This is a genomic window from Zoogloea ramigera, from assembly GCF_006539865.1.
Classification (GTDB): domain Bacteria; phylum Pseudomonadota; class Gammaproteobacteria; order Burkholderiales; family Rhodocyclaceae; genus Zoogloea; species Zoogloea ramigera.
The window spans coordinates 34565-58222 of sequence record NZ_BJNV01000024.1 but is presented as its reverse complement, the minus strand read 5'-3'; the positions used below and the strand labels follow the sequence as shown (position 1 = coordinate 58222).

The window sequence follows — 23658 nt, the reverse complement described above, 5'->3', positions numbered from 1 at the left end:
GCGTCAAGAGGATTGATGGATTATATTTTCCGGGCGCCCGCAACCGGGTCAGTCACCCTCATCGACAATCCCCCGGCTCTTCAAGCGATAGACCATTTGCGGCCTAGTGATGCCAAGCAGGCGGGCGGCAGCGGCCACATTGCCGTTGGCACGCGCAAGCGCACGCTTCAGTAATAAGGTTTCAACTTCGTCCAGGGAGACGTTGCCACAATCATCGCCCTCACCAAGAAGCAGATTGCTAACCCCCCGACTGACGCGATCCAGTTCGCGATCAGGCTCAGGATCGGACACCAGTGCCGCCGGGTCACTGACAATCAGACGCCCCTCACGACCGACTTCAAACCGCTTCTCGTCGAAGCGCTCTCCGCTCGTGAAGAGATGCGAGCTATCGACCGGGCCATTGTCACTACCGAGAATCACCCCACGCTCGATCACGTTCTCCATCTCCCGGACGTTGCCGGGCCATTCGTAGGAGAGCATGGCATCGACCGCACGCTGCGTGAAACCGGTCAGCGAGCGCCCGTGAAGCTGGTTGTACTTGGTAAGGAAATGCGACATGAGCAAGGGGATGTCTTCCCGACGCTCCCGTAGAGGAGCGATACAGACAGGAAAGACATTCAGGCGGAAGAAGAGGTCCTCGCGAAAACGACCAGCCTTGACCTCCTCACGCAGGTCGGCGTTGGTCGCCGCAATCACGCGCACATCCACCTTGGTTGTATGGGAGCCCCCCAGGCGCTCGACTTCGCCCTCCTGCAAAACGCGCAGCAGCTTGCCTTGCGCGCTTGAACTGAGCGTCCCGATCTCGTCCAGAAACAGGGTTCCGCCGTCGGCGCGCTCAAAACGACCGGGCCGGCTCTGCATCGCCCCGGTAAAAGCCCCGCGCTCGACACCGAACAACTCGGACTCGATCAACTGCTCAGGAATCGCAGCGCAGTTAACAGCAACGAAGCTCTTGCTACTTCGGGCGCTCATCCGATGCAGCGTTCGTGCAAAGACCTCCTTGCCCACACCGCTCTCACCCAGAAACAGGACCGTCGCCTGGGTTGGCGCCACCTTCCGGACCATGTGCATCACGGCACTGAAGCCGGAGGAAATCCCCACCGGACCATCCGCCACCTCGCTTTGCGTCTTGGGCAAACCGAAAGGGCTGACCGAACGCTTGCCGGTGCTCGCCCCGAGCTCGGCAAAAAAGTCGGGCATCATGTAGCGCAGATCCTGGGCCGCTTCGTCTCCCCACTCCTCGACGAGCTTGCCCACGATCCGGCAGGCGGCATGCCCCATCGACTGGCACTCCACCTCCCGGTAAAGAACCTGCCGCCCCATGAACTCCGTTGAAAACCCCGAGGCGTAGCCGATCTGCATCCAGCAGGCCGGCTCATCGCCGATCGAAAAATAACGGATGTGCTCTTCGTCCTCGACGGGGCTGGTCCACAGGAACTCGCCATAGTGCCTGCCACGCTCGAGATCGAACTCGAGCCGGACAGCCTCGGAGACACCAATACCTTCAAGGCAGTGCATCTGCGGCCCGACGACGAAGATGTCCTTGAGGGTCGTCTTTGAGCGCACTTTCCGGGCCATCTGGGCGTCGTGCACGCCCGCACGGTAGCCCATGCGCGTCAGAAAACCCCGCGCGACATCAAGCCCCAGGACTTCGATCATCTCCCTTCGCAGCGCTCCCAACGACTTGGCGTGCACCAGCAGCATCCGCTGATCATCGAGCCAGATGCGCCCATCGCTGGTCGAGAAGCGAAGCCGCGCGAGCAGATCAGCCAGATCAGGGAAACGCACCTTGTCGTGCTCAACCTGAGCCGGATCAACGACCGCCAGGCGATCACGTGAGGTCGTCGCCCGGACGCGGGCACCACTCTTCATCGGACACCCCCGCAGCTCACATCCTGACCGACACCAGCACCGCAACAACGAATCGCATTCATAGTTCTTGTAGTCTCCTCGCATCGAACAGACGCCATAATTTCCTCAACACCGATCCGACGACGTAGCAAAGATACGCTGCCCGGCAGCACAGGAAAAGCTTTTGCCACCTTTGCTGCAACGCACATGCATCCATTGATACATGCTGCACTGCAATATTTATCCGCACATTAAATCATTTGATTCAATCCCCCGAAAAGGCACCACCGTACCACCCCGGACCACCCCACCGCTCGCCAACCGGATTCACCTTGCGGCACAAGGACTTCCCTGCTTTTCTGCGACATCTGTCACGAAGCTGGCACGCCCCCTGCTAAGTAAGGTTGCTGAGGCTGCAAGTGTAACCAAATGCTCGACGGCACCCGAGGGTGTCTGCGAAGCCTAGATAAAGCCCAAGAATGCCCGGCAGAGAGGCGTGAGAAGGAAGAGGATCAACCAATCGGCACAAGCTCCACACGGCCTGCCCCGGCGGCCGCCAAAGCATGTGAGCACCGCATTTTTCTCTTCCTGAAGCAGTCCCCAGGCAGCGCAACCGCAGGGCGGGGGCGCGACTGGTGGCTTGTGAATCCGGCGACATCTGACACCAAGTCCTGAAGTAGTTCTCGATTGTGACCACGAATAGGAGACGAGCGTGACCCAAGTCAATCAAGACACCCAAGCAAAAATTGCCAAGCTCGAAGCGATGCTTGAAGAAGACACCGCCAAGAACATGTACCGCATCGATCGCGCAGCCTTCACCGATGAAGAGCTGTTCGAACTCGAGATGAAGCACATCTTCGAAGGCAACTGGATCTTCCTGGCCCACGAAAGCCAGATCCCGAACGTCAACGACTACCTCAACATCTACGTCGGCCGCCAGCCGGTGCTGATCACCCGCGACAAGACCGGTCAGCTGCACGCGATGGCGAACACCTGTACCCACCGCGGTGCGACGCTTGCCCGTCACAAGAAGGGCAACAAGTCCAGCTTCACCTGCCCGTTCCACGGCTGGACCTTCAACAACAGCGGCAAGCTGCTGAAGGTCAAGGACCAGTCCCCGGACGCCGGCTACCCCGAGTGCTTCAACAAGAACGGCAGCCACGACCTCGTCAAGCTCGGCGCCTTCGAAAACTACCGCGGCTTCCTGTTCGGCAGCATCAACCCGGACGTCGTTCCCCTCGCCGACTACTTGGGCGAAGCGGCCAAGATCATCGACATGATCGTCGACCAGGCGCCGGACGGCATTGAAGTCCTGCGCGGCATCGGCGCCTACACCTTCGACGCCAACTGGAAGCTGCAGGCCGAGAACGGCGCCGACGGCTACCACGTCACCGCGGTTCACTGGAACTACGCCGCCACCCAGGGCCGTCGCACCGCCGACGGCAAGGAAGACACCATCAAGGCCATGAGCGCCGGCGGTTGGGCGCGTCAGGGCGGTGGCTCCTACTCCTTCAAGAACGGCCACATGCTGCTGTGGACCAACTGGGCCAACCCGGAAGACCGTCCCCTGTGGCACAAGCGTGACGAGTGGATCGCCAAGTTCGGTGAAGCCAAGGCCGACTGGATGCTCAAGAAGTCCCGCAACCTGTGCATCTACCCGAACGTCTATCTGATGGACCAGTTCAGCTCCCAGATCCGCGTGCTGCGCCCGATCTCGGTGGACAAGACCGAAGCCACGATCTACTGCATCGCGCCGAAGGGTGAAGAGCCTGCCGCCCGCGCCCGCCGCCTGCGCCAGTACGAAGACTTCTTCAACGCCACCGGCATGGCCACCCCTGACGACCTCGAAGAGTTCCGCTCCTGCCAGCACGGCTTCAACGCCCGCGCCGTCAAGTGGAACGACATGACCCGTGGCGCGACCCACTGGGTCAAGGGCCCGGACGCCAACGCCGACCTCATCGGCCTCAAGCCCGAGCTCTCTGGCATCAAGACCGAGGACGAAGGCCTGTACGTCATGCAGCACGTGTACTGGCTCGAGACCATGAAAAAAGCCTATATCGCCGAACAAGCCGAACAAGACGGAGCCAAGTGATGCTGTCCTACGAAGCCATTCAATCTTTTGTTTTCCAAGAAGCACGTGCCCTTGACGAACGCCGCTGGGCCGACTGGCTTGAGTTCTATGCCGAAGACGTCGAATTCTGGATGCCGGCCTGGGATGAAGACGACACGCTGACCAACAATCCGCAGAACGAAGTCTCGCTGATCTACTACGCCAGCCGTTCGGGCCTGGAAGACCGCATCTTCCGCATCGAGACCGAGCGCTCCAGCGCGACGATCCCGGATACCCGCCACGGCAAGTCGATCTCGAACCTCGAGGTGCTCTCCCAGGACGAAAACAGCGTCAAGCTGCGCTTCAACTGGATCACCAACAGCTTCCGCTACGACATCCTGGACACCTACTTCGGTTACTCCGAGTACACCCTGGACACGTCTGGTCCGAAGCCCGTGATCAAGAAGAAGTACGTGGTGCTGAAGAACGACTACATCCATCACGTTCTCGACATCTACCACATCTAAGCCGACGTGAAATGACCCGTCCGTGCCCGCGCACGGACGGGTTGCAGCTTTCAATCGCCGATAAGGACAATTCCATGCCGTTCAACATTGCCCTGCAGTTCGAAGACGGGGTCACCCGCGTCATCCCCTGCGACGCCAACGAGCTTGTATCCGAGGCCGCGTACCGCGCCAAGATCAACATTCCCCTCGACTGTCGCGACGGCGCCTGCGGCACTTGCAAGTGCCACTGTGAAAGCGGCACGTATACTCAAGGTGTTTACATCGAAGACGCACTGACCGACGAGGAAGCTGACCGGGGTTACGTCCTGACCTGTCAGATGAAGCCGACCTCCGACTGCGTCATCAAGATCCCGGCCTCCTCGGCCGCCTGCAAGACCGAAGTCGCGTCCTACGCCACCAAGGTCTCCAAGATCAACCGCGACTCCAAGACGACCGTCTCCTTCACCATCGAAGCCGACCGTCCGGTCTCCTTCCTGCCCGGCCAGTACGTCAACCTCGGCGTCCCCGGCACCCAGGAGACCCGCGCCTACTCCTTCAGCTCGGCACCGAACAGCACCGAGCTGGGCTTCCTGATCCGTGACGTCCCCAACGGCCTGATGAGCACCTACATGCGCAGCCAGGCCAACGTCGGTGACACCATGAGCTTCACCGGCCCCTACGGCAGCTTCTATCTGCGCCCCGTCGAGCGCCCCGTGCTGATGCTGGCAGGCGGTACCGGTCTGGCCCCCTTCCTGTCGATGCTGCTGTGGCTCAAGTCCAACCCGACGACCCACCCGATCATGCTGGCCTACGGCGTCAACACCAATGACGACCTGGTCGAACTCGACGCCCTGAACGCGCTCAAGGCCGCCATGCCGAACCTCGAGTTCTTCACGGTCATCGTCGATCCCGCCAGCGGCCACCCGAAGTGCGGCTACGTCACCGACCACCTGAGCGCCAAGGATCTGCACGACGGCAACGTCGACGTCTACGTCTGCGGCCCCCCGCCGATGGTCGAAGGTGTCCGCAAGTGGATGTCCGGCGTCGGCGTCACCCCGAACAGCTTCCATTTCGAGAAGTTCTCGTCCTCCACCGCGGGAGCTCACGAATGAGCAAGGCCGACCGCTTCAAGAAGAAGGTTGTCATCGTCACCGGTGCCGCTCAGGGTATCGGCCGCGGCGTCGCGCTGCAGGTTGCCGCCGAGGGCGGCAAGGTGCTGGCCGTCGACCGCTCCGACCTGGTCAATGAAGTCGTCGAAGAGATCAAGGCCGCCAAGGGCAAGGCAGTCGCCTTCCAGGCCGACCTCGAAACCTACGCCGGCGCACAGGCCGTCGTAGCGGAGGCGCTCAAGCAGTTCAAGCGGGTCGACATCCTCATCAACAACGTCGGCGGCACCATCTGGGCCAAGCCCTTCGAGTGCTACGAAGAAGCCCAGATCGAGGCCGAAGTGCGCCGTTCGCTGTTCCCCACCCTGTGGTGCTGCCGCGCCGTGCTGCCGACGATGATCGAGCAGAAGAGCGGCGTCATCGTGAACGTCTCCTCGGTCGCCACCCGCGGCGTGCACCGCGTGCCGTACTCGGCAGCCAAGGGCGGCGTGAATGCACTGACAGCATCCCTGGCCATGGAAAACACCCAGCACGGCATCCGCATCAACGCCACCGCTCCCGGCGGCACCGATGCACCGCCGCGCCGCGTGCCGCGCAACCAGAACGCCGTCGAACAGACTGCACAAGAAAAAGAATGGTACCAGGGCGTAATCGACCAGACGATCGACTCCAGCCTGATGCACCGCTACGGCACCATCGAAGAGCAGGTCGCTCCGATCCTGTTCTTCGCCTCCGATGAGTCTTCCTACATCACCGGGTCGGTACTGCCCGTGGGTGGCGGCGACCTCGGCTAATAATAAGAAACTCCCAAGACCTCCCTCCCCGTCACCTAAAAATCATTCATACCAATAACTAGATCAAGCGAGACAACATGGCCAAAATAGATGTTCACGAAATTGCCGACCACGCCAAGTTCAACGGCTTCCACGGCATGGTTCTGTTCTGGTGCGCCATCATCATCATTTTTGACGGCTACGACCTGGCAGTTGCCGGCATCGCCCTGCCGTCCATCATGAAGGAGATGGGCGTCACCCCCGCCACCGCCGGCTACATGGTCAGTTCGGCCCTGTTCGGCATGATGTTCGGTGCCATGTTCCTGGGCACCATCGCCGACAAGATCGGCCGCCGCTGGGCCATCGTGATCTGCATCATCCTGTTCAGCGTCTTCACTGCTGCGGCAGGCATGACCCACGACCCGGTCACCTTCAGCATCACCCGCTTCCTCGCCGGCCTCGGCATTGGTGGCGTGATGCCCAACGTGGTCGCCCAGATGACCGAGTACTCCCCGCGCAAGATGCGTAGCACGCTGGTGACGCTGATGTTCAGCGGCTACTCGGTGGGCGGCATGCTGGCGGCGGTGCTCGGCAAGGGTCTGATCGAAACCTACGGCTGGTCCTACGTGTTCTACGCGGCGGCCGTCCCGGTGCTGATCATCCCCTTCGTGCTGATGTCCCTGCCCGAATCCATGGCCTTCCTGCTCAAGAAGGGCCGCATCGACGAGCTCAAGAAGATCGTCCAGCGCCTCGAGCCCAGCTACACCCCCTCCGCCGGCGACAGCTTCGAGCTGCCCAGCACCCAGAAGGTCGAAGGCGCCCCGATCGGCAAGCTGTTCCAGGACGGCCGCGGTTTCAGCACCGCCATGTTCTGGATCGCCTTCTTCATGTGCCTGTTCATGGTGTATGCGCTCAGCTCCTGGCTGACCAAGCTGATGGCCCAGGCCGGCTACAGCCTCGGCTCCGCCCTGACCTTCGTGCTGGTGCTCAACTTCGGCGCGATGATCGGTGCAATCGGTGGTGGCTGGCTGGCCGACCGCTTCAGCATCAAGAAGGTCGTGATGTGCTTCTTTGCGCTGGCAGCAGTGTCGATCACCTTGCTCGGCGTCAAGATGCCCACCGACGCACTCTTCTTCGTTGTCGGCCTGGCCGGCGCCTCGACGATCGGCACGCAGATCCTGATCTACGCCTACGTCGGCCAGTACTACCCGATGGCGATCCGCTCCACCGGCATCGGCTTCGCCTCCGGCGTCGGCCGCAGCGGCGCGATCCTGGCGCCGATCGTGATCGGCACCCTGGTGGGCATGGCCCTGCCGCTCGAGCAGAACTTCATCGCCATCGCCATCCCGGCCGTGATCGCCCTGATCGCTGTCGGCCTGGTCAACCAGAGCCGTTCGGCCTCGGCCCTGTAATACGGAGTCAGCTGTGAATCCTCGCTCCAGGTCCATGCGGCGCAGCCAGTCGGCCTGCCTTGCAATGGCCCTGGAGCGAGTTCGTTTGCCTGCCCTGCCGGGTCAGCGACACGCCTGCCCGGAAGCTCCACGGCATCGCCGGCAGGCCACACCCGCAGCTCCGGATACACGGCCCTCCGCCCGCCCCGGAAACGTATTTTTGCCTGCCTCCCCCAGGATGATCGCGTCAGCAAAGGCTATCCAGGCATGAAGCACACCGTCACAATCGAAAACACCGGCGAAACCTTCCGCTGCGACGAGGAAACCAACGTCCTCCTCGGCATGGAGCAACTGTGCCGCAAGGGGATCCCGGTCGGCTGCCGGAATGGCGGCTGTGGCGTGTGCAAGGTTCAAGTCAAGAAAGGTCAATACGCCAAGCGGAAAATGAGCCGCGGCGTGGTGAGCGCCGAGGAAGAAGCCTCCGGCTGCGTGCTGGCCTGCAAGATCTTCCCCCAGAGCGATCTGGAGGTCGAGGTGGTCGGCAAGATGGCTCGCGCCATTGTTGCCCAACAGAGCGCGTCGTCCGATTTCGGGTTCACGACGACGATGAAAACCAATAAACCCGTCGAGGAGAAGTGAATGGCACTGACTGGCGTTTTGCGCCCCGGGCACGTCGCACTGCGCGTGCTCGAGATGGAGCCGGCCCTGAAGCACTACAGGGACGTGCTTGGGCTGATCGAAGTCGCCCGCGACGACAAGAACCGGGTCTTTCTGAAGGCTTGGGACGAGCATGATCACCACAGCGTGGTGCTGCGTGAGGCCGACGAAGCTGGCATGGACTACATGGGCTGGAAGGTGGACTCCCCCGCCACCCTGAAGAAGCTCGCCGCCGACGTTGAGCAGTCCGGTCTCGCCACCGAGATGTCCTGGATTCCGGCCGGCGAGCACCCCGCCACCGGCGAACGTTTCCGCTTCACGATCCCCACCGGGCACGTGATGGAGCTCTTCGCCGAGAAGGCCATCGTTGGCAACAACTGCGGCACCGACGGCCAGGACATCAACCCCGACCCGTGGCCGGACGGCCTGAAGGGCATCGCGGCGACCCGCTTCGACCACTGCCTGCTCTACGGCGACGACCTCGACGGCAGCGTCAAGCTGTTCACCGAAGTGCTGGGCTTCGGCATCGCCGAGCAGGTCATGCTCGCCGGCGACAAGAAGTTCATGATCGGCGCCTTCCTGTCGTGCTCGAACAAGGCCCACGACGTGGCCTTCATCCGCCAGCCGGTGAAGGGCAAGTTCCACCACGCCTCCTTCGAACTGCGCAGCTGGGAGCAGGTCCTGCGTGCCGGCGACATCCTGTCCCGCACCAAGACCTCCATCGACATCGGCCCGACCCGTCACGGCATCACCCGCGGCGAGACGATCTACTTCTTTGATCCCTCGGGCAACCGTAACGAAGTCTTCTCCGGCGGCTACATCTACTACCCGGACAAGCCGGTCATCACCTGGTACGACGAAAGCCTCGGCCCGGCGATCTTCTACCATGATCGCAAGCTCAACGAAGCCTTCCTGAGCGTGTTCACCTGACATGCCGCTCCCTCGCACCGCAGCTTGCGGTGCGAGGGGTTTTGCACAGACGATTTGCAGCAAAAAAATATCGAGATTTTTTTCAAATATCGGTATATTACGCATCAACCGCATGACGTGACTTCAATCACGTCCAGCGGTGAGTAAAACGCCATCCAGACGCAGCTTGTCTGTTCAAGACACCAGGCACAGACCATCGGTGCACGGCAGGGGCCGCGACACCATAAGGAGAGAGTACGACATGAAAGACATCCTGAATTTCATCAACGGCGAGTACGTATCCAACGTCAGCGGCAAGACGTACGAAAAGCGCAACCCCGTCGACAATTCCCTGATCGGCATGGTGCATGAAGCCGGCAAGCCGGAAGTCGACGCCGCCGTCGCCGCCGCCAAGGCTGCCCTCAAGGGCCCCTGGGGCAAGCTATCGGTGGTCGAGCGCTGCAACATGCTCGACGCCATCGTCGCCGAGATCAACAACCGCTTCGACGACTTCCTGCAGGCCGAGATCGCCGACACCGGCAAGCCCGCCACCCTCGCCTCGCACATCGACATCCCCCGCGGCGCTGCCAACTTCAAGATCTTCACCGACACCATCAAGAACGTGTCGACCGAATCCTTCGAGATGCGCACCCCCGACGGCAAGACCGCCCGCAGCTACGGCGTGCGCACCCCGCGCGGCGTGATCGCGATCATCTGCCCGTGGAACCTCCCGCTGCTGCTGATGACCTGGAAGTGCGGCCCGGCCCTGGCCTGCGGCAACACCGTGGTCGTCAAGCCCTCCGAAGCCACCCCGAGCACCGCCACCCTGCTGGGCGAGGTGATGAACAAGGTCGGCGTCCCGCCCGGCGTCTATAACGTGGTCAACGGCTTTGGTGTCGACTCCGCCGGCTCCTTCCTGACCTCCCACCCGGACGTCAACGGCATCACCTTCACCGGCGAGACCAAGACCGGCACCGCCATCATGAAGGCCGGGGCCGACGGCATCCGCCCGGTGTCCCTCGAGCTCGGCGGCAAGAACGCCGCGCTGGTGTTCGCCGACTGCGACTTCGACAACGCCGTCGCCACCGTCACCCGCTCCTGCTTCGAGAACGCCGGCCAGGTCTGCCTGGGCACCGAGCGCGTCTACGTCGAGCGCCCGATCTTCGACAAGTTCGTCGCCGCCCTCAAGGAAAAGGCCGAGCAGATGAAGCCGGGCCGCCCCTTCGACGCCGACACCAAGATCGGCCCCCTGGTCAGCAAGATCCACCAGAAGAAAGTCCTCGGCATGTACGCCAAGGCCAAGGAAGAAGGCGCCAACATCGTCTTCGGCGGCGGCATCCCCGACATGCCCGAAGAACTGAAGGACGGCTGCTGGGTTCAACCCACCATCTGGACTGGCCTGCCCGAGACCGCCACCGTGGTCACCGAGGAAATCTTCGGGCCGTGCTGCCACATCCAGCCCTTCGACACCGAAGAAGAAGTCGTGGCGATGGCCAACAACAACCGCTACGGTCTCGCCACCTCGATCCACACCCAGGACATCAGCCGCGCCATGCGTCTGGCCAGCGAGATCGAAGTCGGCCTGTGCTGGATCAACAGCTGGTTCCTGCGTGACCTGCGCACCCCGTTCGGCGGCTCCAAGCAGTCTGGCATCGGCCGTGAAGGCGGTGTGCACTCGCTCGAGTTCTACACCGAGCTGCGCAACGTGATGGTCAAGTACTAAGAGCCGGCGCCATGAGCCAGAACCCCGAAATCGCCAGCAGCATCCGCACCGGCGGCTTCAACAGCAACGTCCATGATGTCGGCACCGGCAGCGGCACGCCGGTGCTGATGATCCACGGCTCCGGCCCCGGCGTCAGCGCCTGGGCCAACTGGCGCCAGGCGATCCCGGCCCTCGCCGGGAGCCGCCGGGTGATCGCGCCGGACATGGTGGGCTTCGGCTACACCGACCGTCCGGCCGGCATCGAGTACAGCATGGACACCTGGGTCCGGCAGGGGCTTGATCTCCTCGACGCCCTCGGGCTCGAGCGGGTGCACCTCGTCGGCAACTCCTTCGGCGGTGCCCTGGCCATGGCCCTCGCAATCCGTGCCCCCGAGCGGGTGCAGCGCCTGGTGCTGATGGGCTCGGTCGGCGTCCCCTTCCCGATCACCGAAGGGCTCGACGCCGTGTGGGGCTACCAAGCCTCGTTCGAGAACATGCGCAGCATCATGGACTACTTCGCCTGGAGCCGCGAACTCGTCACCGACGAGCTCGCCAAGCTCCGCTACGAAGCCAGCATCCGCCCCGGCTTCCAGGAGTCCTTCTCGGCGATGTTCCCGGCACCGCGCCAGCGCTGGGTGGATGCAATGACCAGCGCCGAGGCCGACATCCGCGCCCTGCCCCACGAAACCCTGATCATCCATGGTCGCGAAGACAAGGTCATTCCCCTGTCCAACTCGCTGACCCTGGCCGACTGGATCCCCAACGCGCAGCTCCATGTGTTCGGCCACTGCGGCCACTGGACGCAGATCGAACACAGCGCCCGCTTCAACCGGCTCGTCGGCGACTTCCTCGCCGAGGCCGACCAGCAATCCTGACACCCGAGGTTTTCCCCATGATGGATAAATCCAAGATCGAAAAGTACGGTGACGAGCTCTACGACGCTCTCATCAACCGCAAGGCCGTCGCTCCGCTGACCGACCGCGAAGCCGACATCACCATCGAGGACGCCTACCAGATCCAGCAGCGCATGATCCAGCGCCGCCTCGACGCCGGCGAGACCATCATCGGCAAGAAGATCGGCGTGACCAGCAAGGTTGTCATGGACATGCTCAAGGTCAGCCAGCCCGACTTCGGCATGATGACCTCCGGCATGGTCTTCAACGAAGGCGAATCCATCGACACCAGCACCATGATCGCCCCGCGCGCCGAAGCCGAAGTGGCCTTCGTGCTCAAGAGCGACCTGATGGGCCCGGGCGTTACCGCGGCCGACGTGCTGCGCGCCACCGATTTCGTGGTGCCCTGCTTCGAGATCGTCGACTCCCGCATCCAGGACTGGAAGATCAAGATCCAGGACACCGTCGCCGACAACGCCTCCTGCGGCGTGCTGGTGCTTGGCGGCCGTCGCAAGAGCCCGGCCGACATCGACCTGGCGCTGGCCGGCATGGTTCTCGAAAAGAACGGCGAAATCATCAGCACCTCCACCGGCGCCGCAGTCCAGGGCTCCCCGGTGAACGCAGTGGCCTGGCTTGCCAACACGCTAGGCAACCTGGGCATCGGCCTCAAGGCCGGCGAAGTGATCCTGTCCGGTTCGCAATCCCCGCTGGTTCCGGTCAAGGCCGGCGACAGCCTCGTTTGCACCGTTGGTGGCCTGGGTGGCACCTCCGTCCGCTTCATCTGATTGTAGAAAGAGATAACTCATGAACCTCGATAACGCCACCATCCTGAAGCTCGCGGAGCACCTCGAAAACGCCGAACTCCAGGCCCACGACGTCACCAAGATCACCAACGACTACCCGGACATGGACTGGGACGACGCCTACGCCATCCAGGACGAGATCCGTCGTCGCAAGGAAGCCCGCGGCAACAAGATCGCCGGCCTCAAGTGTGGCCTCACCTCCTTCGCCAAGATGAAGCAGATGGGCGTCGAAGTGCCCGTGTTCGGCTTCGTCGCCGACTACATGGCCCGTCCGGACGGTGGTGACATCAAGCACGCCGAGATGATCCACCCGAAGGTCGAAGCAGAAATCTGCATCGTCACCAAGGCCCCCCTGAAGGGCCCGGGCTGCCACGTCGCCGCGGTCATGGCTGCCACCGACTTCGTGGTTCCGGCCGTTGAAGTGATCGACTCCCGCTACCGCGACTTCAAGTTCGACCTGAAGAGCGTGATCGCCGACAACACCTCCTCCTCCCGCTTCGTGATCGGCGGCAACATGCGCAAGCTCGACGAACTCGACCTGCGCACGCTGGGTGTGGTGCTCGAGATCAACGGCGAAATCCGCTCGATGGCTGCCGGCGCTGCCGTGCTGGGCAACCCGCTGGCCGCCGTCGCCATGCTGGCCAACCACCTGGGCGCCCGCGGCCAGGAGATCCCGGCCGGCACCTTCATCATGACCGGCGGCGTGACCGAAGCCATCACCGTCAATCCGGGCGACAACGTCAATGTCCGCTTCCAGGACCTCGGCTCCGTCTCGATGCGTTTCGTCTAAAGCCAGAAGCGCCACCGACCCGACGCCGGCCAGCCGCTTGCCCGGCCCTGTCTCGACGAGGCAGGGCCGGGGCCGCGCCGGAGCGGGGAAAGTGCTGCTCGGGCGCCAGGCGCAGCCGGCTCCGGCCGCGCCTGGCTGCAGTAACCCGATCCTGAATCCAGTCGGTTTTATCGTGGCAACAGCTCAGCAAGCCTAGTGCTGCCCCAAAAAACCAGGGACTGGGGGCGGAGACAACAAGAGGACAATTTCATGTCATCAAAGCAAAACCTCACCACCGTGTTCAACAAAGAGTCTGGAGAAATCCACCTCGGCGGCATCGACGCGCTGGTTCGGCTGACCCTCGACCAGGTGCGCACCGACGCGCGCCGCGGCCTCAAGACCGGCATGTTCGTCTCCGGCTACCGTGGCTCCCCGGTGGGCATGCTCGACGCCGCGCTGATCAAGCAACAAAAGCTGCTCGTCGAACACAACATCAAGTTCGTTGACGGCCTCAACGAAGACCTCGCCGCCACCGCCGTGTGGGGCACCCAGATGATGCACACCGTCGGCAAGCAGAAGTTCGACGGCGTCACTGGCATGTGGTACGGCAAGGCCCCGGGCGTCGACCGCTCCGGCGACGCCCTCAAGCACGCCAACTACACCGGCATCGGCAAGAACGGCGGCGTGCTCGCCATCGTCGGCGACGACCCGAGCTGCAAGAGCTCCTCCCTCGCCAGCCAGTCCGAGCCCATGCTGTTCCACGTCGGCATGCCCTCGCTCTACCCGGCCAACGTCCAGGAAATCCTCGACCTGGGCCTGCACGGCTACAACATGTCGCGCCTGGCCGGCCTGTGGGTCGGCATGAAGATCGTCACCAACGTGGCCGACGGCACCGGCACCGCCAGCGTCGACCCCGCGCGCCTCAACTTCGTCACCCCCGACCTCATGTTCGACGGCCAGAAGTTCACGCCGAACATGAACCTCGGCATGAATGTGCGCGTCGAGGCCCTCGAGATGGAGCAATCGCTCTACACCCGTCGCCTCGAAGTCGCCAAGCGCTACGCCCGCGAGAACAATCTCAACAACGTCGTCTTCAAGAACCCGGATGCCTGGCTCGGCATCATGACGGCGGGCAAGACCTACAACGACCTCATGCAGGCCTTCCTCGAGATGGGCCTCGACGCCGACGCGCTGCGCCGCTATGGCATCCGCGTGCTCAAGATGGGCATGCTGTTCCCGATGGAACCGACCATCGTGCGCGAGTTCGCCGAAGGCCTCGAAGAGATCTTCGTGATCGAAGAAAAGCGCCCCTTCCTCGAGATGTTCGCCAAGCAGGTGCTCTACGGCCGCGCCAACGCGCCGCGCATCGTCGGCAAGTTCGACGAGGAAGAAAAAGAGCTCCTGCCCCACTACGGCGAGTTCGAATCCGACATCATCGTCCGCGCGCTGCTCAAGCGCCTGGGCCGCAAGACCCGCATCGAGTCCGCCGAAAACTGGCTCAAGCGCCTCGACGAGATCCACGCCCGCACCAAGCTGCCCACCGCGGCCCGCACCGCCTGGTTCTGCTCCGGCTGCCCGCACAACAGCTCCACCGTGGCGCCGGACGGCAGCGTCGTGTCGGCCGGCATCGGCTGCCACACCATGGCCATGTGGATGAACCGCAACGTCGTGATGGGCACCCACATGGGCGCCGAAGGTGCACAGTGGATCGGCATGGCGCCGTTCACCAACACCAACCACATCTTCCAGAACATGGGCGACGGCACCTACGCCCACTCCGGCAGCCTGGCGATCCGCTACTGCGCGTCCACCGACGTCAACATCACCTTCAAGCTGCTGGTCAACTCGCACACCTCGATGACCGGCGGCCAGGCCATCCAGGGCGCCAACCCGGTGCCCAACATGGTCGCCGACCTGCTCGCCAACGGCGTGCGCAAGATCATCGTCACCACCGACGACCTGTCGCTGTACTCCGGCGTCCAGCTGGCCGGCCACACCGAGGTCATGCACCGCGACCGCCTCGACGAAGCCCAGAAGGAACTCGCCGGCACCCCCGGCACCACCGTGCTGATCCACGACCAGGAGTGCGCCGCAGAGCTGCGCCGCGCCCGCAGCCGTGGCAAGGCCGAAGAGCCGGCCGAGGTCACCGTCATCAACGAGCGCGTCTGCGAAGGCTGCGGCGACTGTGGCGAGAAGTCCAACTGCATGAGCGTGGAGCCGGTCCAGACCGAATTCGGCCGCAAGACCCGCATCCACCAGTCGTCGTGCAACAAGGACTTCTCGTGCGTGAAGGGCTTCTGCCCGTCCTTCCTCACCATCACGCCGAACCCTGAGCCTGCCGGTGACGGCGCGCCCAAGAAGAAGAAAAAGGGCCGCATCCCGGTCCTCGACCGCGAGCTGCCCCAGCCCGTCAACAAGATCGACGACACCATCGGCGTCGGCATCCACGTGATGGGTATCGGCGGCACCGGCTCGGTGACCGTGGTGGCCACCCTGGCCAACGCCGCTCGCCTCGAAGGCAAGCACGTCATCGGCCTCGACCAGACCGGCCTGGCCCAGAAGGGCGGCGCGGTGATCTCCGACATCAAGATCACCCACGTCCCGTTCCAGGGTTCCAACAAGATCTCCGACGGCCGTGCCGACCTGTACCTGGGCTTCGACATCCTCAACGCGACCGATCCGAAGAACCTGGACAAGTGCGGCCCCAACCGCACCATCGCGGTGGTCTCGACCACGCAGACCCCGACCGGCCAGATGGTCTCCAACCGCCACAACTTCTTCCCGAACACCAAGAGCCTGACCGCCGGCATCGACCGCGTCACCCGCAAGGAAGACAACGTCTTCCTGGATGGCCAGGCGATGGCCGAGGGCCTCTTCGGCGACGCGATGGCGACCAACAACTTCATGGTTGGTGTGGCCTACCAGGCCGGCACCATCCCGCTGAAGGCCGAGTCCATCGAGCAGGCCATCAAGAACTCCGGCGTCGGTGTCGAGCAGAGCCTCGCCGCCTTCCGCTGGGGCCGCATGGCCGTGGTCGATCGCGCCTTCGTCGAAGCCGAGATCGCCAAGCAGGCCGGCGCCGGTGTCATCCAGCTCAAGGCCGCCCCCCAGCTCAGCCCCGCTGCCCGCGCGATCGTCGACAGCGTCGGCGCCCAGGGCGAGGTCAAGCGCCTGCTGGAGATCCGCGTGCCCGACCTGATCGACTACCAGGACGAAGCCTACGCCAAGCGCTACGCCGAGGTGATCAAGCGCGTCGTCGCCGCCGAACAGCGTGCCCTGCCGGGCAGCCAGCTGTCCGAGGCCGCCGCCCGCTACCTCTACAAGCTGATGGCCTTCAAGGACGAGTTCGAAGTGGCCCGCCTGCACACCGACCCGGCCTTCCTGGCCCAGCTCGACGCGCAGTTCAAGCACGGCTACACGGTCAAGTACAACCTGGCGCCCCCGCTGCTCTCCGAGCGTGACCCGGAAACCGGCCACCTCCAGAAGAAGCAGTTCGGTGACTGGGTGTTCAAGGCCTTCCAGTTCCTCGCCAAGCGCAAGTCCTGGCGTGGCGGCGCCCTCGACATCTTCAGCAAGACCGAAGAGCGTCGTCAGGAACGCCAGTCCATCGAGGACTACATCAAGGTTCTGGACGAGATCATCTCCCGCCTCAGCGCCAGCAACCACACCGCTGCCGTGGCCCTGGCCAGCGTTCCCGACGAGATCCGCGGCTTCGGCCACGTGAAGGAGAAGAACCTGGCTACCGCCAAGAAGCTGTACGAGGAGCGCCTCAAGGCTTTCCGTAATCCGGAACAGGTGCGCCAGACCGCCACGGTCTGACCGGCACACCCGCCTAGCCCCGCAAACCCCCGCCGTGGAAACACGGCGGGGGTTTTTCATTGCCGGCCAGCCGCCAGCCACCGGCGCATCGACCACCCGGACGCGCTACTCGAACCGGGTTTCCGGGCCGCGCGCAGCATGACATCCGCAGCACCCGTGAAATTCTTTACGTTTTAGCGCATCACCATATTGCGCCGCACCACTCATGACGATATGCTTTCACCTGTCTCCTCCACCCTCCTCCTCTGGTGTGGATTTAACCCGAGCGGCGCCCCCCGTGCCCCTCGGGTTTTTCTTTGGCTATCTTGGCACCAGCGGGGAGTGCAGCGACGGGCTCCCGCGCGGGATAGAGCATCAACATTCAGGCTGAAAACCGTCGCCGAGCCAGCTGACCGCTCTCCGGCGCGCTCAAGAGCCGGGGGAGCGCTGGCTGCGCTGCCTGCTTCAACGCTCACCGCACGCGATCGAGACGGCGCCGCGCCGGGCGACGATCAGGGCTTGGGCGGCACCGGTGGGGTGTCCACATCCAGCCCCCAGTCACCGTAGGTGTACCAGTCGTCGCCGAGCATCTCGGCCGGGTGCAGGGTGCGGCCTGAGCCGTTGCCGCAGGCGAGGGAGTCGGTCGGGCAATATTTGTCGCAACCCCAGCAGATGCGCTCGGGGTGGGCGGGATGAAGGGGAAACTTCTTGGCCATGGCGGCGTGACAGCAGCAGGTCGTGAGACCCGCCGCAGCATACGCCGCCCCGGCCGCCGCGCTTTGATGGCCATCAAGCGGCGGTATGAGCCTCTCTGTGATGCATGCACATCCTTCGGTGACGGGTGCACTTCCTTCCGTGATGGGTGCCGATGCTGTTGTGAGACGTGCACTTCCTTCATGCACGCATCACAAAGCTGTTGTGCGCCGTCACAACTCGAAGTGCACGCGTGCACATTGAGTTGTGACGGCGCACAACATGAAGTGCACGCCCGACAACACGATTGCGATAGTTGCCATTCGAATGTGCAGGCATGCAATTGAGGGAAAAAGCTATCGCAATCGAGTTGTCACGCATCACAACACGATTATTATAGTTGCCATTCGAATGTGCACGCTTGCAGGCAAGAAAAAAACTATCGTCGACGGCTGAGCGCTGCGTGGTGTCGGGTTACGCTGCGCTAACCGCGACCTACGCGGGGGCCGGCAAGGGGCATACGCACGAGCCGGGGGGCCCCCCGACGACGGGCGTTGCGCAGGCCATCATTTTATCAACGCGCCCCCGCAAAGCCCGCGTTGGCGCAGTTGGGCGGCAGGAAAGCACCGAGGCCTTCAGCGGCCCGCCCGCTACTCGCACAAGGCTCGCCAGGCCGCCGGGATCGGCACCGCGCGGATGCGCGTCGGGTCGCCCGCCTCGCGCACCGCGAACACGCGCACCTCGCGCCCTTCGGCGATCACGGTGTCGCCGCGGCGGGCAACGTGGCGCATCACGAAGCTTTTGGTGTTCCAGGCTTCGACCCAGCTCTCGATGTCCAGGTCTTCGCCGTAGGTGGCGGGGTTGCGGAAGCTGGCCTGGGCGTCCACCAGGGGTGTGCCGATGATGCCGCTGTCGCGCTCGGTGTCGCGCCAGCTCGGCACGCCGCAGGCGGTGAAGAATTCCCGGCTGGCGGTGTCGAACCAGCGGAAGTAGTTGGAGAAATGCACGATCTGGGCCGGGTCACAATCGACGAAGGCGACCCGATAACGGTGGATATGGCTGCGGGGCACGTTGGCTCTCCCGGGTAAATGAAGGCGCAGCCCCAGCGCGCCATCACGCTTGTTGGGGCTCTCAAGGAAGCGCAGGGCCGCCCCGAGTTTCCTTGACGCCCACGGGGGGCGGGCTTGGGCGGAGGCCGGCCCAGGGAGCGCTCCGGAGCGGCGCCGGAATGAAAAAAGGCCCGCGGCGCACCGCGGGCCCAGGCTTCAGCGGCCGCCCACCCGCTCGGCGAGGCGCCCCCATTCGGCCTGGAAGACCCCGGCGTCCATCAGCTGCACGTCGCGCATGATCGGCGGGAAGGCCATGTGGGCCACCACGTCACGCTCGATGTCGATGCCCGGCGCCACCTCCAGCAACTCGACGCCCTCGGGGCTGAGCCGGAACACCGCCCGCTCGGTGACATACAACACCACCTGCCCGGTGCCGGCGGCATAGTGGCCGCTGAAGGTGATCTGCTCGACGTGGTCGAGGAACTTGCGGCTCTTGCCCTCGCTGACGATCTTCAGGCGCCCGTCCTCGACGGCCACCTGCAGCCCGCCGGCGGTGAAGGTGCCGCAAAAGACCACCTTCTTGGCGTTCTGGGTGATGTTGATGAAGCCGCCGCAACCCACCGGCCGGCCGCTGAACTTGCTGACGTTCACGTTGCCGTGCTGGTCGGTCTGGGCGAGGCCCAGGAAGGCCACGTCGATGCCGCCGCCGTCGTAGAAATCGAACTGCGCCGGCTGCTCCACCACCGCCTCGGCGTTGGAAGCGTGCCCGAAGTCGAAACCCGCCGCCGGCACGCCGCCGATGGGGCCGGTCTCGAGGGTGAGCGCCATCATGTGCTCGATCTTCTCCTCGGCGGCCACCGAGGCGACGCCCTCCGGCATGCCGATGCCGAGGTTCACCACCGCGCCCGACTTCAGCTCCATCGCCGCCCGGCGGGCGATGATCTTGCGCTCGTCGAGGGGCAGCGGCGCCATCGCCCGGGTCGGCACCTTGATGTCACCGGCGTACACCGGGTTGAAATAGGTGTTCATCGTCTGCAGGTGGTTCTCGGGCCTGCCGATCACGATGTAGTCCACCAGGATGCCGGGGATCTTGACGTCCTTCGGGTGCAGGGTGCCGTTCTTGACGATGTGCTCCACCTGCACGATCACGATGCCGCCGCTGGCCCGCGCCGCCTGGGCGATCGACAGCGACTCCAGCAGCACGCCCTCGCGGGCCATCGACACGTTGCCGTTCTCGTCGGCATACGAGCCGCGCAGCAGCGCCACATCCACCTTGGGGTTGCGGAAGTACAGCCACTCCTCGCCATCCAGGTGCACCACCTCGACCAGGTCTTCGGTGGCGGCCGCATTCACCTTGGCGCCCTCGATGCGCGGGTCGACGAAGGTCTCCAGCCCCACCTTGGTCAGAAAGCCCGGCCGCCGCCCGGCCACCTGCTTGGGAATCTGCACCAGCACGCCCTGGGGCAGGTTGTAGGCCTCGACCTTGTTGTCCATGATGAGGCGCATCAGCTCCGGGCCGCCGACGCCGAAGTGCCCGCCGACGATGCGCTTCAGCAGGCCCTCGGCGGCAAAGTGGTGCACGCCCCGGTCCTTGCCGTTGCCCACGCCGGTGGCGTGGTAGAGCGTGAGGTCGCGCGGGTGGCCGGTGGCATTGAAGGATTCGCGGATCGCCTTGACCGCCTCTTCGGCAAAGCCCGCCAGGCCCATGCCGGTGCAGTACACGGTGGCGCCGTTCTTGACCAGGTGGCCGACGTCGCCGGCTTCGATGATTCTCGCCATGTCTGTCTCCCCTCGCCCTTACTTGCCGGCCAGCCGGACGGCGCCGTCGAGGCGGATGAGTTCGGCGTTCACCATCACGTTCTCGACGATGGAGCGCGCCATCGCGGCAAACTCCGCCGGCCGCCCCAGCCGCGGCGGGAAAGGCGTGGCCTTGCCGAGGGCGTCCTGCACGTCCTGGGGCAGCGCCTCCATCATCGGCGTCAGAAACAGCCCCGGCGCGATGGTGTTCACGCGGATGCCGTAGCGGGCCAGCTCGCGGGCCATCGGCAGCGCCATGGCAGCCACGCCGGCCTTCGACGCGGCGTAGGCGGCCTGGCCGATCTGGCCCTCGAAGGCGGCGATCGAGGCGGTGTTGATGATCACCCCGCGCTCGCCCTCGGCGTTTGGCTCACCCCTGGCCATCGCCACGGCAGCGAGGCGGATCATGTTGAAGGCGCCCACCAGGTTGATATTGACGGTGCGCGCGAAGGCATCGAGCGGGTGCGGGCCGTCCTTGCCGATCATCTTCCAGGCCGGGCCGACGCCGGCGCAGTTGATGAGCCCGTGCAGGCCGCCGAAGCGGCTCACCGCCAGGTCGACCGCGGCCTGGGCCTCGGCCTCGCTGGTGATGTCGGTCTTGCAGAAGGCCACGCCCTCGCCCAGCTCGGCGGCCAGCGCCTCGCCCTTGGCGACGCCCACGTCGGCGATCACGACCTTGGCGCCGGCGCCGTGGAAGGCCCGCACGGTGGCCTCACCGAGGCCCGAAGCGCCGCCGGTGACGATGAAGATGGAGTCTTGCAGTTGCATGAGTTGTTCCTTCGAAGTCTGTAGGTCGGGCTTCAGCCCGACTCCGCGTGGTGCGTCGATCGTGTCGGGCTGAAGCCCGACCTACATGGCCTCAGGCGCGCTCCACCAGGATCGCCATGCCCTGACCGCCACCAACACAGGCCGAGGCGATGCCGAACTGCTGATCGTCGAGGTGCAGCTGGCGCGACACCGTGTGGGTCAGGCGCATGCCCGAGGCGCCCAGCGGGTGGCCGATGGCCACCGCGCCGCCGCGGGTGTTGGCACGCTCGCGGTCGAGGCCGAGCTCCCGCTCGCAGCCCAGGTACTGGGCGCTGAAGGCCTCGTTGATCTCCACCCGGCCCACATCCGCCAGCGTGAGGCCGGCCTTGGCCAGCACCGCGCGGATCGCCGGCGCCGGGCCCATGCCCATGATCTCCGGCGGCACGCCGGCCGAAGCCCCGGCCACGATGCGGGCCAGGGGCTTGAGGCCGTTGGCACGCACGAAATCGCCCGAGGCCACCAGCACCGCGGCGGCGCCATCGACGATGGCCGAGCTGTTGCCGCCGGTCTGCACGCCCTTGAAGGCGGGCTTGAGCTTCTGCAGGGTCTCGAGGGGGGTCGGCTTGACGTGCTCGTCGCGGGCAAACAGAGTCTGCCGGTCGGCCAGCTTGAGGAAGCGGCTCTGGTAGCCCTCCAGCGCAAACTCGGCGTTGCTCACCGGGGCCACCTCGTCGTCGAAGTAGCCGGAATCCCACGCCGCGTTGGCGCGGGCGAAGGTCTGGGCGGCGTAGGCGTCGACCTCCTCGCGGGTCAGGCCGTAGCGCACGGCCACGTTCTCGGCGGTGTTGCCCATGCCCTGGCGGGTGGCCGGGTCGGTGAAGGCTTCCCACAGGAAATCCTTGAACTCGATCTGCCCCATCCGGAAGCCGGCCCGGTGGGTGTAGGCCGCCACCGGGTTGCGCGACATCGATTCGGTGCCCACCGCCAGCACCACCTGGGCGCTGCCCAGGGCGATCTGGTTGGCCGCCTGCAGGATGGTCTCGAAGCCGGTGCCGCAGATGCGGGTGGCCAGCATCGCCGGCGCGGTGGCCGGCACGCCGGCGTAGAGGCCGATGTGGCGTGGCAGGTAGTAGGCGTCGAAGCCGGCCTGGGCCATGTTGCCGGCCACCACCGACTGCACCTGCGCGGCCGGGATGCCGGAGCGCTCGAACAGCGCGCGGGCGGCGAAGATGCCCAGGTCGATGGGGTTAACATCGCGCAGCACGCCGTTGTAGTCGGCAAACGGGGTGCGGGCGCCGGCCACCAGGTAGATGTCGTCGTAGCGGGTGACGAGGGCGTTCTGTTGGAAATCTTCGTAAGCCATGGCTCAGCCTTTCTTGCGGTTGAGGAAGTCCTGCATGCGCTTGTTCGCCTCGTCACTGCTCTGGGCGAGGGCGGCTGCCATGGACTCGGTGTAGAGGCCGTTGGCCATCGACATGTCGCCGATGTTGGCCACGGCGTTGATCGACGCCCAGTTGGAGAGCGGCGCGTTGGTGGCGATCTGGCGGGCGAGGCGGAAGGCCTCGGGCAGCACCTCGGCGTCGTCCACCAGGTAGTGGGAGAGGCCCAGGCGGTAGCCGTCCTCGGCGTCGTAGCGGCGGCCGGTGAGCATCATCTCGGTCATGCGGTCGGGGCCGATGATCTTGGAGACGCGCACCGAGGCACCGCCGCCCACGAAGATGCCGCGCTGGCCCTCGGGCAGCTGGTAGAAGGTGCTGCGCCCGGCCACCCGCACGTGGGTGCTGGTGGCGAGCTCGAGCCCGCCGCCGACCACCGCGCCATGCAGCGCCGCGACCACCGGCCGGCCGCCGAACTGCACCTTGTGGAACACCCGGTGCCACCACTGGGAATGCTGGAGCACCTCGAAGGGGGTGCGGACCTGGTGCTCGGAGAGGTCGAGCCCCGCCGAAAAGTGGGCGCCCTCGCCCGAGATCACCACCACCGTGGCGTCGGCGCCCATGCCGTCGAGGGCCGCCTCGATGTCCTGCAGGAGGCCGTTGTTCACCGCGTTGCGCTTGGCCGGGCGGTTGAGCCGAAGGTGGGCGATGCCGTCTTCGATGCTGAGCAGGATGTTCTCGTAGTTCATTTTTTCCTCTGGGTTGGCGGGGCAGAGTTGCTGTTCTCC

Annotated in this window: 19 protein-coding genes; 12 read left to right on the top strand and 7 right to left on the bottom strand. The window is 64.6% G+C overall.

Annotated elements, in window-relative coordinates; genetic code table 11:
• Nucleotides 1-48: 48 nt before the first annotated feature.
• Nucleotides 49-1872, bottom strand: coding sequence for a sigma-54-dependent Fis family transcriptional regulator (locus ZRA01_RS08815; RefSeq protein WP_141351342.1), 1824 nt, complete (start codon nt 1870-1872; stop codon nt 49-51).
• 691 nt (nt 1873-2563) lie between these two features.
• Here ZRA01_RS08815 and benA point away from each other — a divergent pair.
• The 12 genes from benA to ZRA01_RS08755 all read left to right on the top strand — a co-directional run bounded on the left by benA (nt 2564) and on the right by ZRA01_RS08755 (nt 17229).
• Nucleotides 2564-3943 (top strand): benzoate 1,2-dioxygenase large subunit, encoded by a 1380-nt coding sequence (gene benA / locus ZRA01_RS08810; protein WP_281279863.1) that lies wholly within the window; start codon nt 2564-2566, stop codon nt 3941-3943.
• Nucleotides 3943-4428 (top strand): benzoate 1,2-dioxygenase small subunit, encoded by a 486-nt coding sequence (gene benB, locus ZRA01_RS08805; protein ID WP_174851603.1) that lies wholly within the window; start codon nt 3943-3945, stop codon nt 4426-4428. The genes benA and benB overlap by 1 nt, the downstream gene beginning before the upstream one ends.
• 74 nt (nt 4429-4502) lie before the next feature.
• Nucleotides 4503-5519, top strand: a complete 1017-nt coding sequence (benC, locus tag ZRA01_RS08800; RefSeq protein WP_141351338.1) for a benzoate 1,2-dioxygenase electron transfer component BenC — start codon at nt 4503-4505, stop codon at nt 5517-5519.
• Nucleotides 5516-6307, top strand: a complete 792-nt coding sequence (gene benD, locus ZRA01_RS08795; protein ID WP_141351336.1) for a benzoate diol dehydrogenase BenD — start codon at nt 5516-5518, stop codon at nt 6305-6307. Before benC ends, benD begins: the two co-directional genes overlap by 4 nt.
• Before the next feature lie 77 nt (nt 6308-6384).
• Nucleotides 6385-7698 carry an MFS transporter gene (locus ZRA01_RS08790; RefSeq protein WP_141351334.1) on the top strand — a complete coding sequence of 438 codons (1314 nt, stop codon included), beginning with the start codon at nt 6385-6387 and terminating at the stop codon, nt 7696-7698.
• A gap of 246 nt (nt 7699-7944) precedes the next feature.
• The gene (locus ZRA01_RS08785; RefSeq protein ID WP_141351332.1) at nt 7945-8316 is read left to right on the top strand and encodes a 2Fe-2S iron-sulfur cluster-binding protein; all 372 of its coding nucleotides are present in this window, start codon (nt 7945-7947) and stop codon (nt 8314-8316) included.
• Nucleotides 8317-9264: a catechol 2,3-dioxygenase gene (locus tag ZRA01_RS08780; RefSeq protein ID WP_141351330.1), complete on the top strand. Its 948-nt coding sequence runs from the start codon at nt 8317-8319 to the stop codon at nt 9262-9264.
• Nucleotides 9265-9505: 241 nt separating this feature from the next.
• Nucleotides 9506-10966, top strand: coding sequence for a 2-hydroxymuconic semialdehyde dehydrogenase (locus tag ZRA01_RS08775; protein ID WP_141351328.1), 1461 nt, complete (start codon nt 9506-9508; stop codon nt 10964-10966).
• Nucleotides 10967-10977: 11 nt separating this feature from the next.
• Complete coding sequence (locus ZRA01_RS08770; RefSeq protein WP_141351326.1) at nt 10978-11820, top strand: alpha/beta fold hydrolase; 843 nt, start codon at nt 10978-10980, stop codon at nt 11818-11820.
• A gap of 20 nt (nt 11821-11840) precedes the next feature.
• On the top strand, nt 11841-12623 hold the full coding sequence (dmpE, locus tag ZRA01_RS08765; protein WP_141351346.1) for a 2-oxopent-4-enoate hydratase: 783 nt from the start codon (nt 11841-11843) through the stop codon (nt 12621-12623).
• Nucleotides 12624-12642: 19 nt separating this feature from the next.
• Nucleotides 12643-13431, top strand: a complete 789-nt coding sequence (dmpH, locus tag ZRA01_RS08760; protein ID WP_141351324.1) for a 2-oxo-3-hexenedioate decarboxylase — start codon at nt 12643-12645, stop codon at nt 13429-13431.
• A 249-nt stretch (nt 13432-13680) separates the two neighbouring features.
• Nucleotides 13681-17229 (top strand): indolepyruvate ferredoxin oxidoreductase family protein, encoded by a 3549-nt coding sequence (locus ZRA01_RS08755; RefSeq protein ID WP_141351322.1) that lies wholly within the window; start codon nt 13681-13683, stop codon nt 17227-17229.
• Between the two features lie 491 nt (nt 17230-17720).
• On the opposite strand, the gene ZRA01_RS08750 is transcribed toward ZRA01_RS08755, so the two are convergent.
• The 6 genes from ZRA01_RS08750 to ZRA01_RS08725 form a co-directional block, all read right to left on the bottom strand.
• Nucleotides 17721-17924, bottom strand: coding sequence for a DUF3079 domain-containing protein (locus tag ZRA01_RS08750; RefSeq protein WP_141351320.1), 204 nt, complete (start codon nt 17922-17924; stop codon nt 17721-17723).
• A gap of 627 nt (nt 17925-18551) precedes the next feature.
• Complete coding sequence (locus tag ZRA01_RS08745) at nt 18552-18971, bottom strand: acyl-CoA thioesterase (RefSeq protein WP_141351318.1); 420 nt, start codon at nt 18969-18971, stop codon at nt 18552-18554.
• Nucleotides 18972-19166: 195 nt separating this feature from the next.
• Nucleotides 19167-20729 carry an acyl CoA:acetate/3-ketoacid CoA transferase gene (locus ZRA01_RS08740; RefSeq protein ID WP_141351316.1) on the bottom strand — a complete coding sequence of 521 codons (1563 nt, stop codon included), beginning with the start codon at nt 20727-20729 and terminating at the stop codon, nt 19167-19169.
• Nucleotides 20730-20747: 18 nt separating this feature from the next.
• Nucleotides 20748-21515, bottom strand: a complete 768-nt coding sequence (locus ZRA01_RS08735) for an SDR family NAD(P)-dependent oxidoreductase (protein ID WP_141351314.1) — start codon at nt 21513-21515, stop codon at nt 20748-20750.
• A gap of 91 nt (nt 21516-21606) precedes the next feature.
• Nucleotides 21607-22857 (bottom strand): thiolase family protein, encoded by a 1251-nt coding sequence (locus ZRA01_RS08730; RefSeq protein WP_141351311.1) that lies wholly within the window; start codon nt 22855-22857, stop codon nt 21607-21609.
• A gap of 3 nt (nt 22858-22860) precedes the next feature.
• Nucleotides 22861-23619 carry a crotonase/enoyl-CoA hydratase family protein gene (locus tag ZRA01_RS08725; protein WP_141351309.1) on the bottom strand — a complete coding sequence of 253 codons (759 nt, stop codon included), beginning with the start codon at nt 23617-23619 and terminating at the stop codon, nt 22861-22863.
• Between the last annotated feature and the right edge of the window lie 39 nt (nt 23620-23658).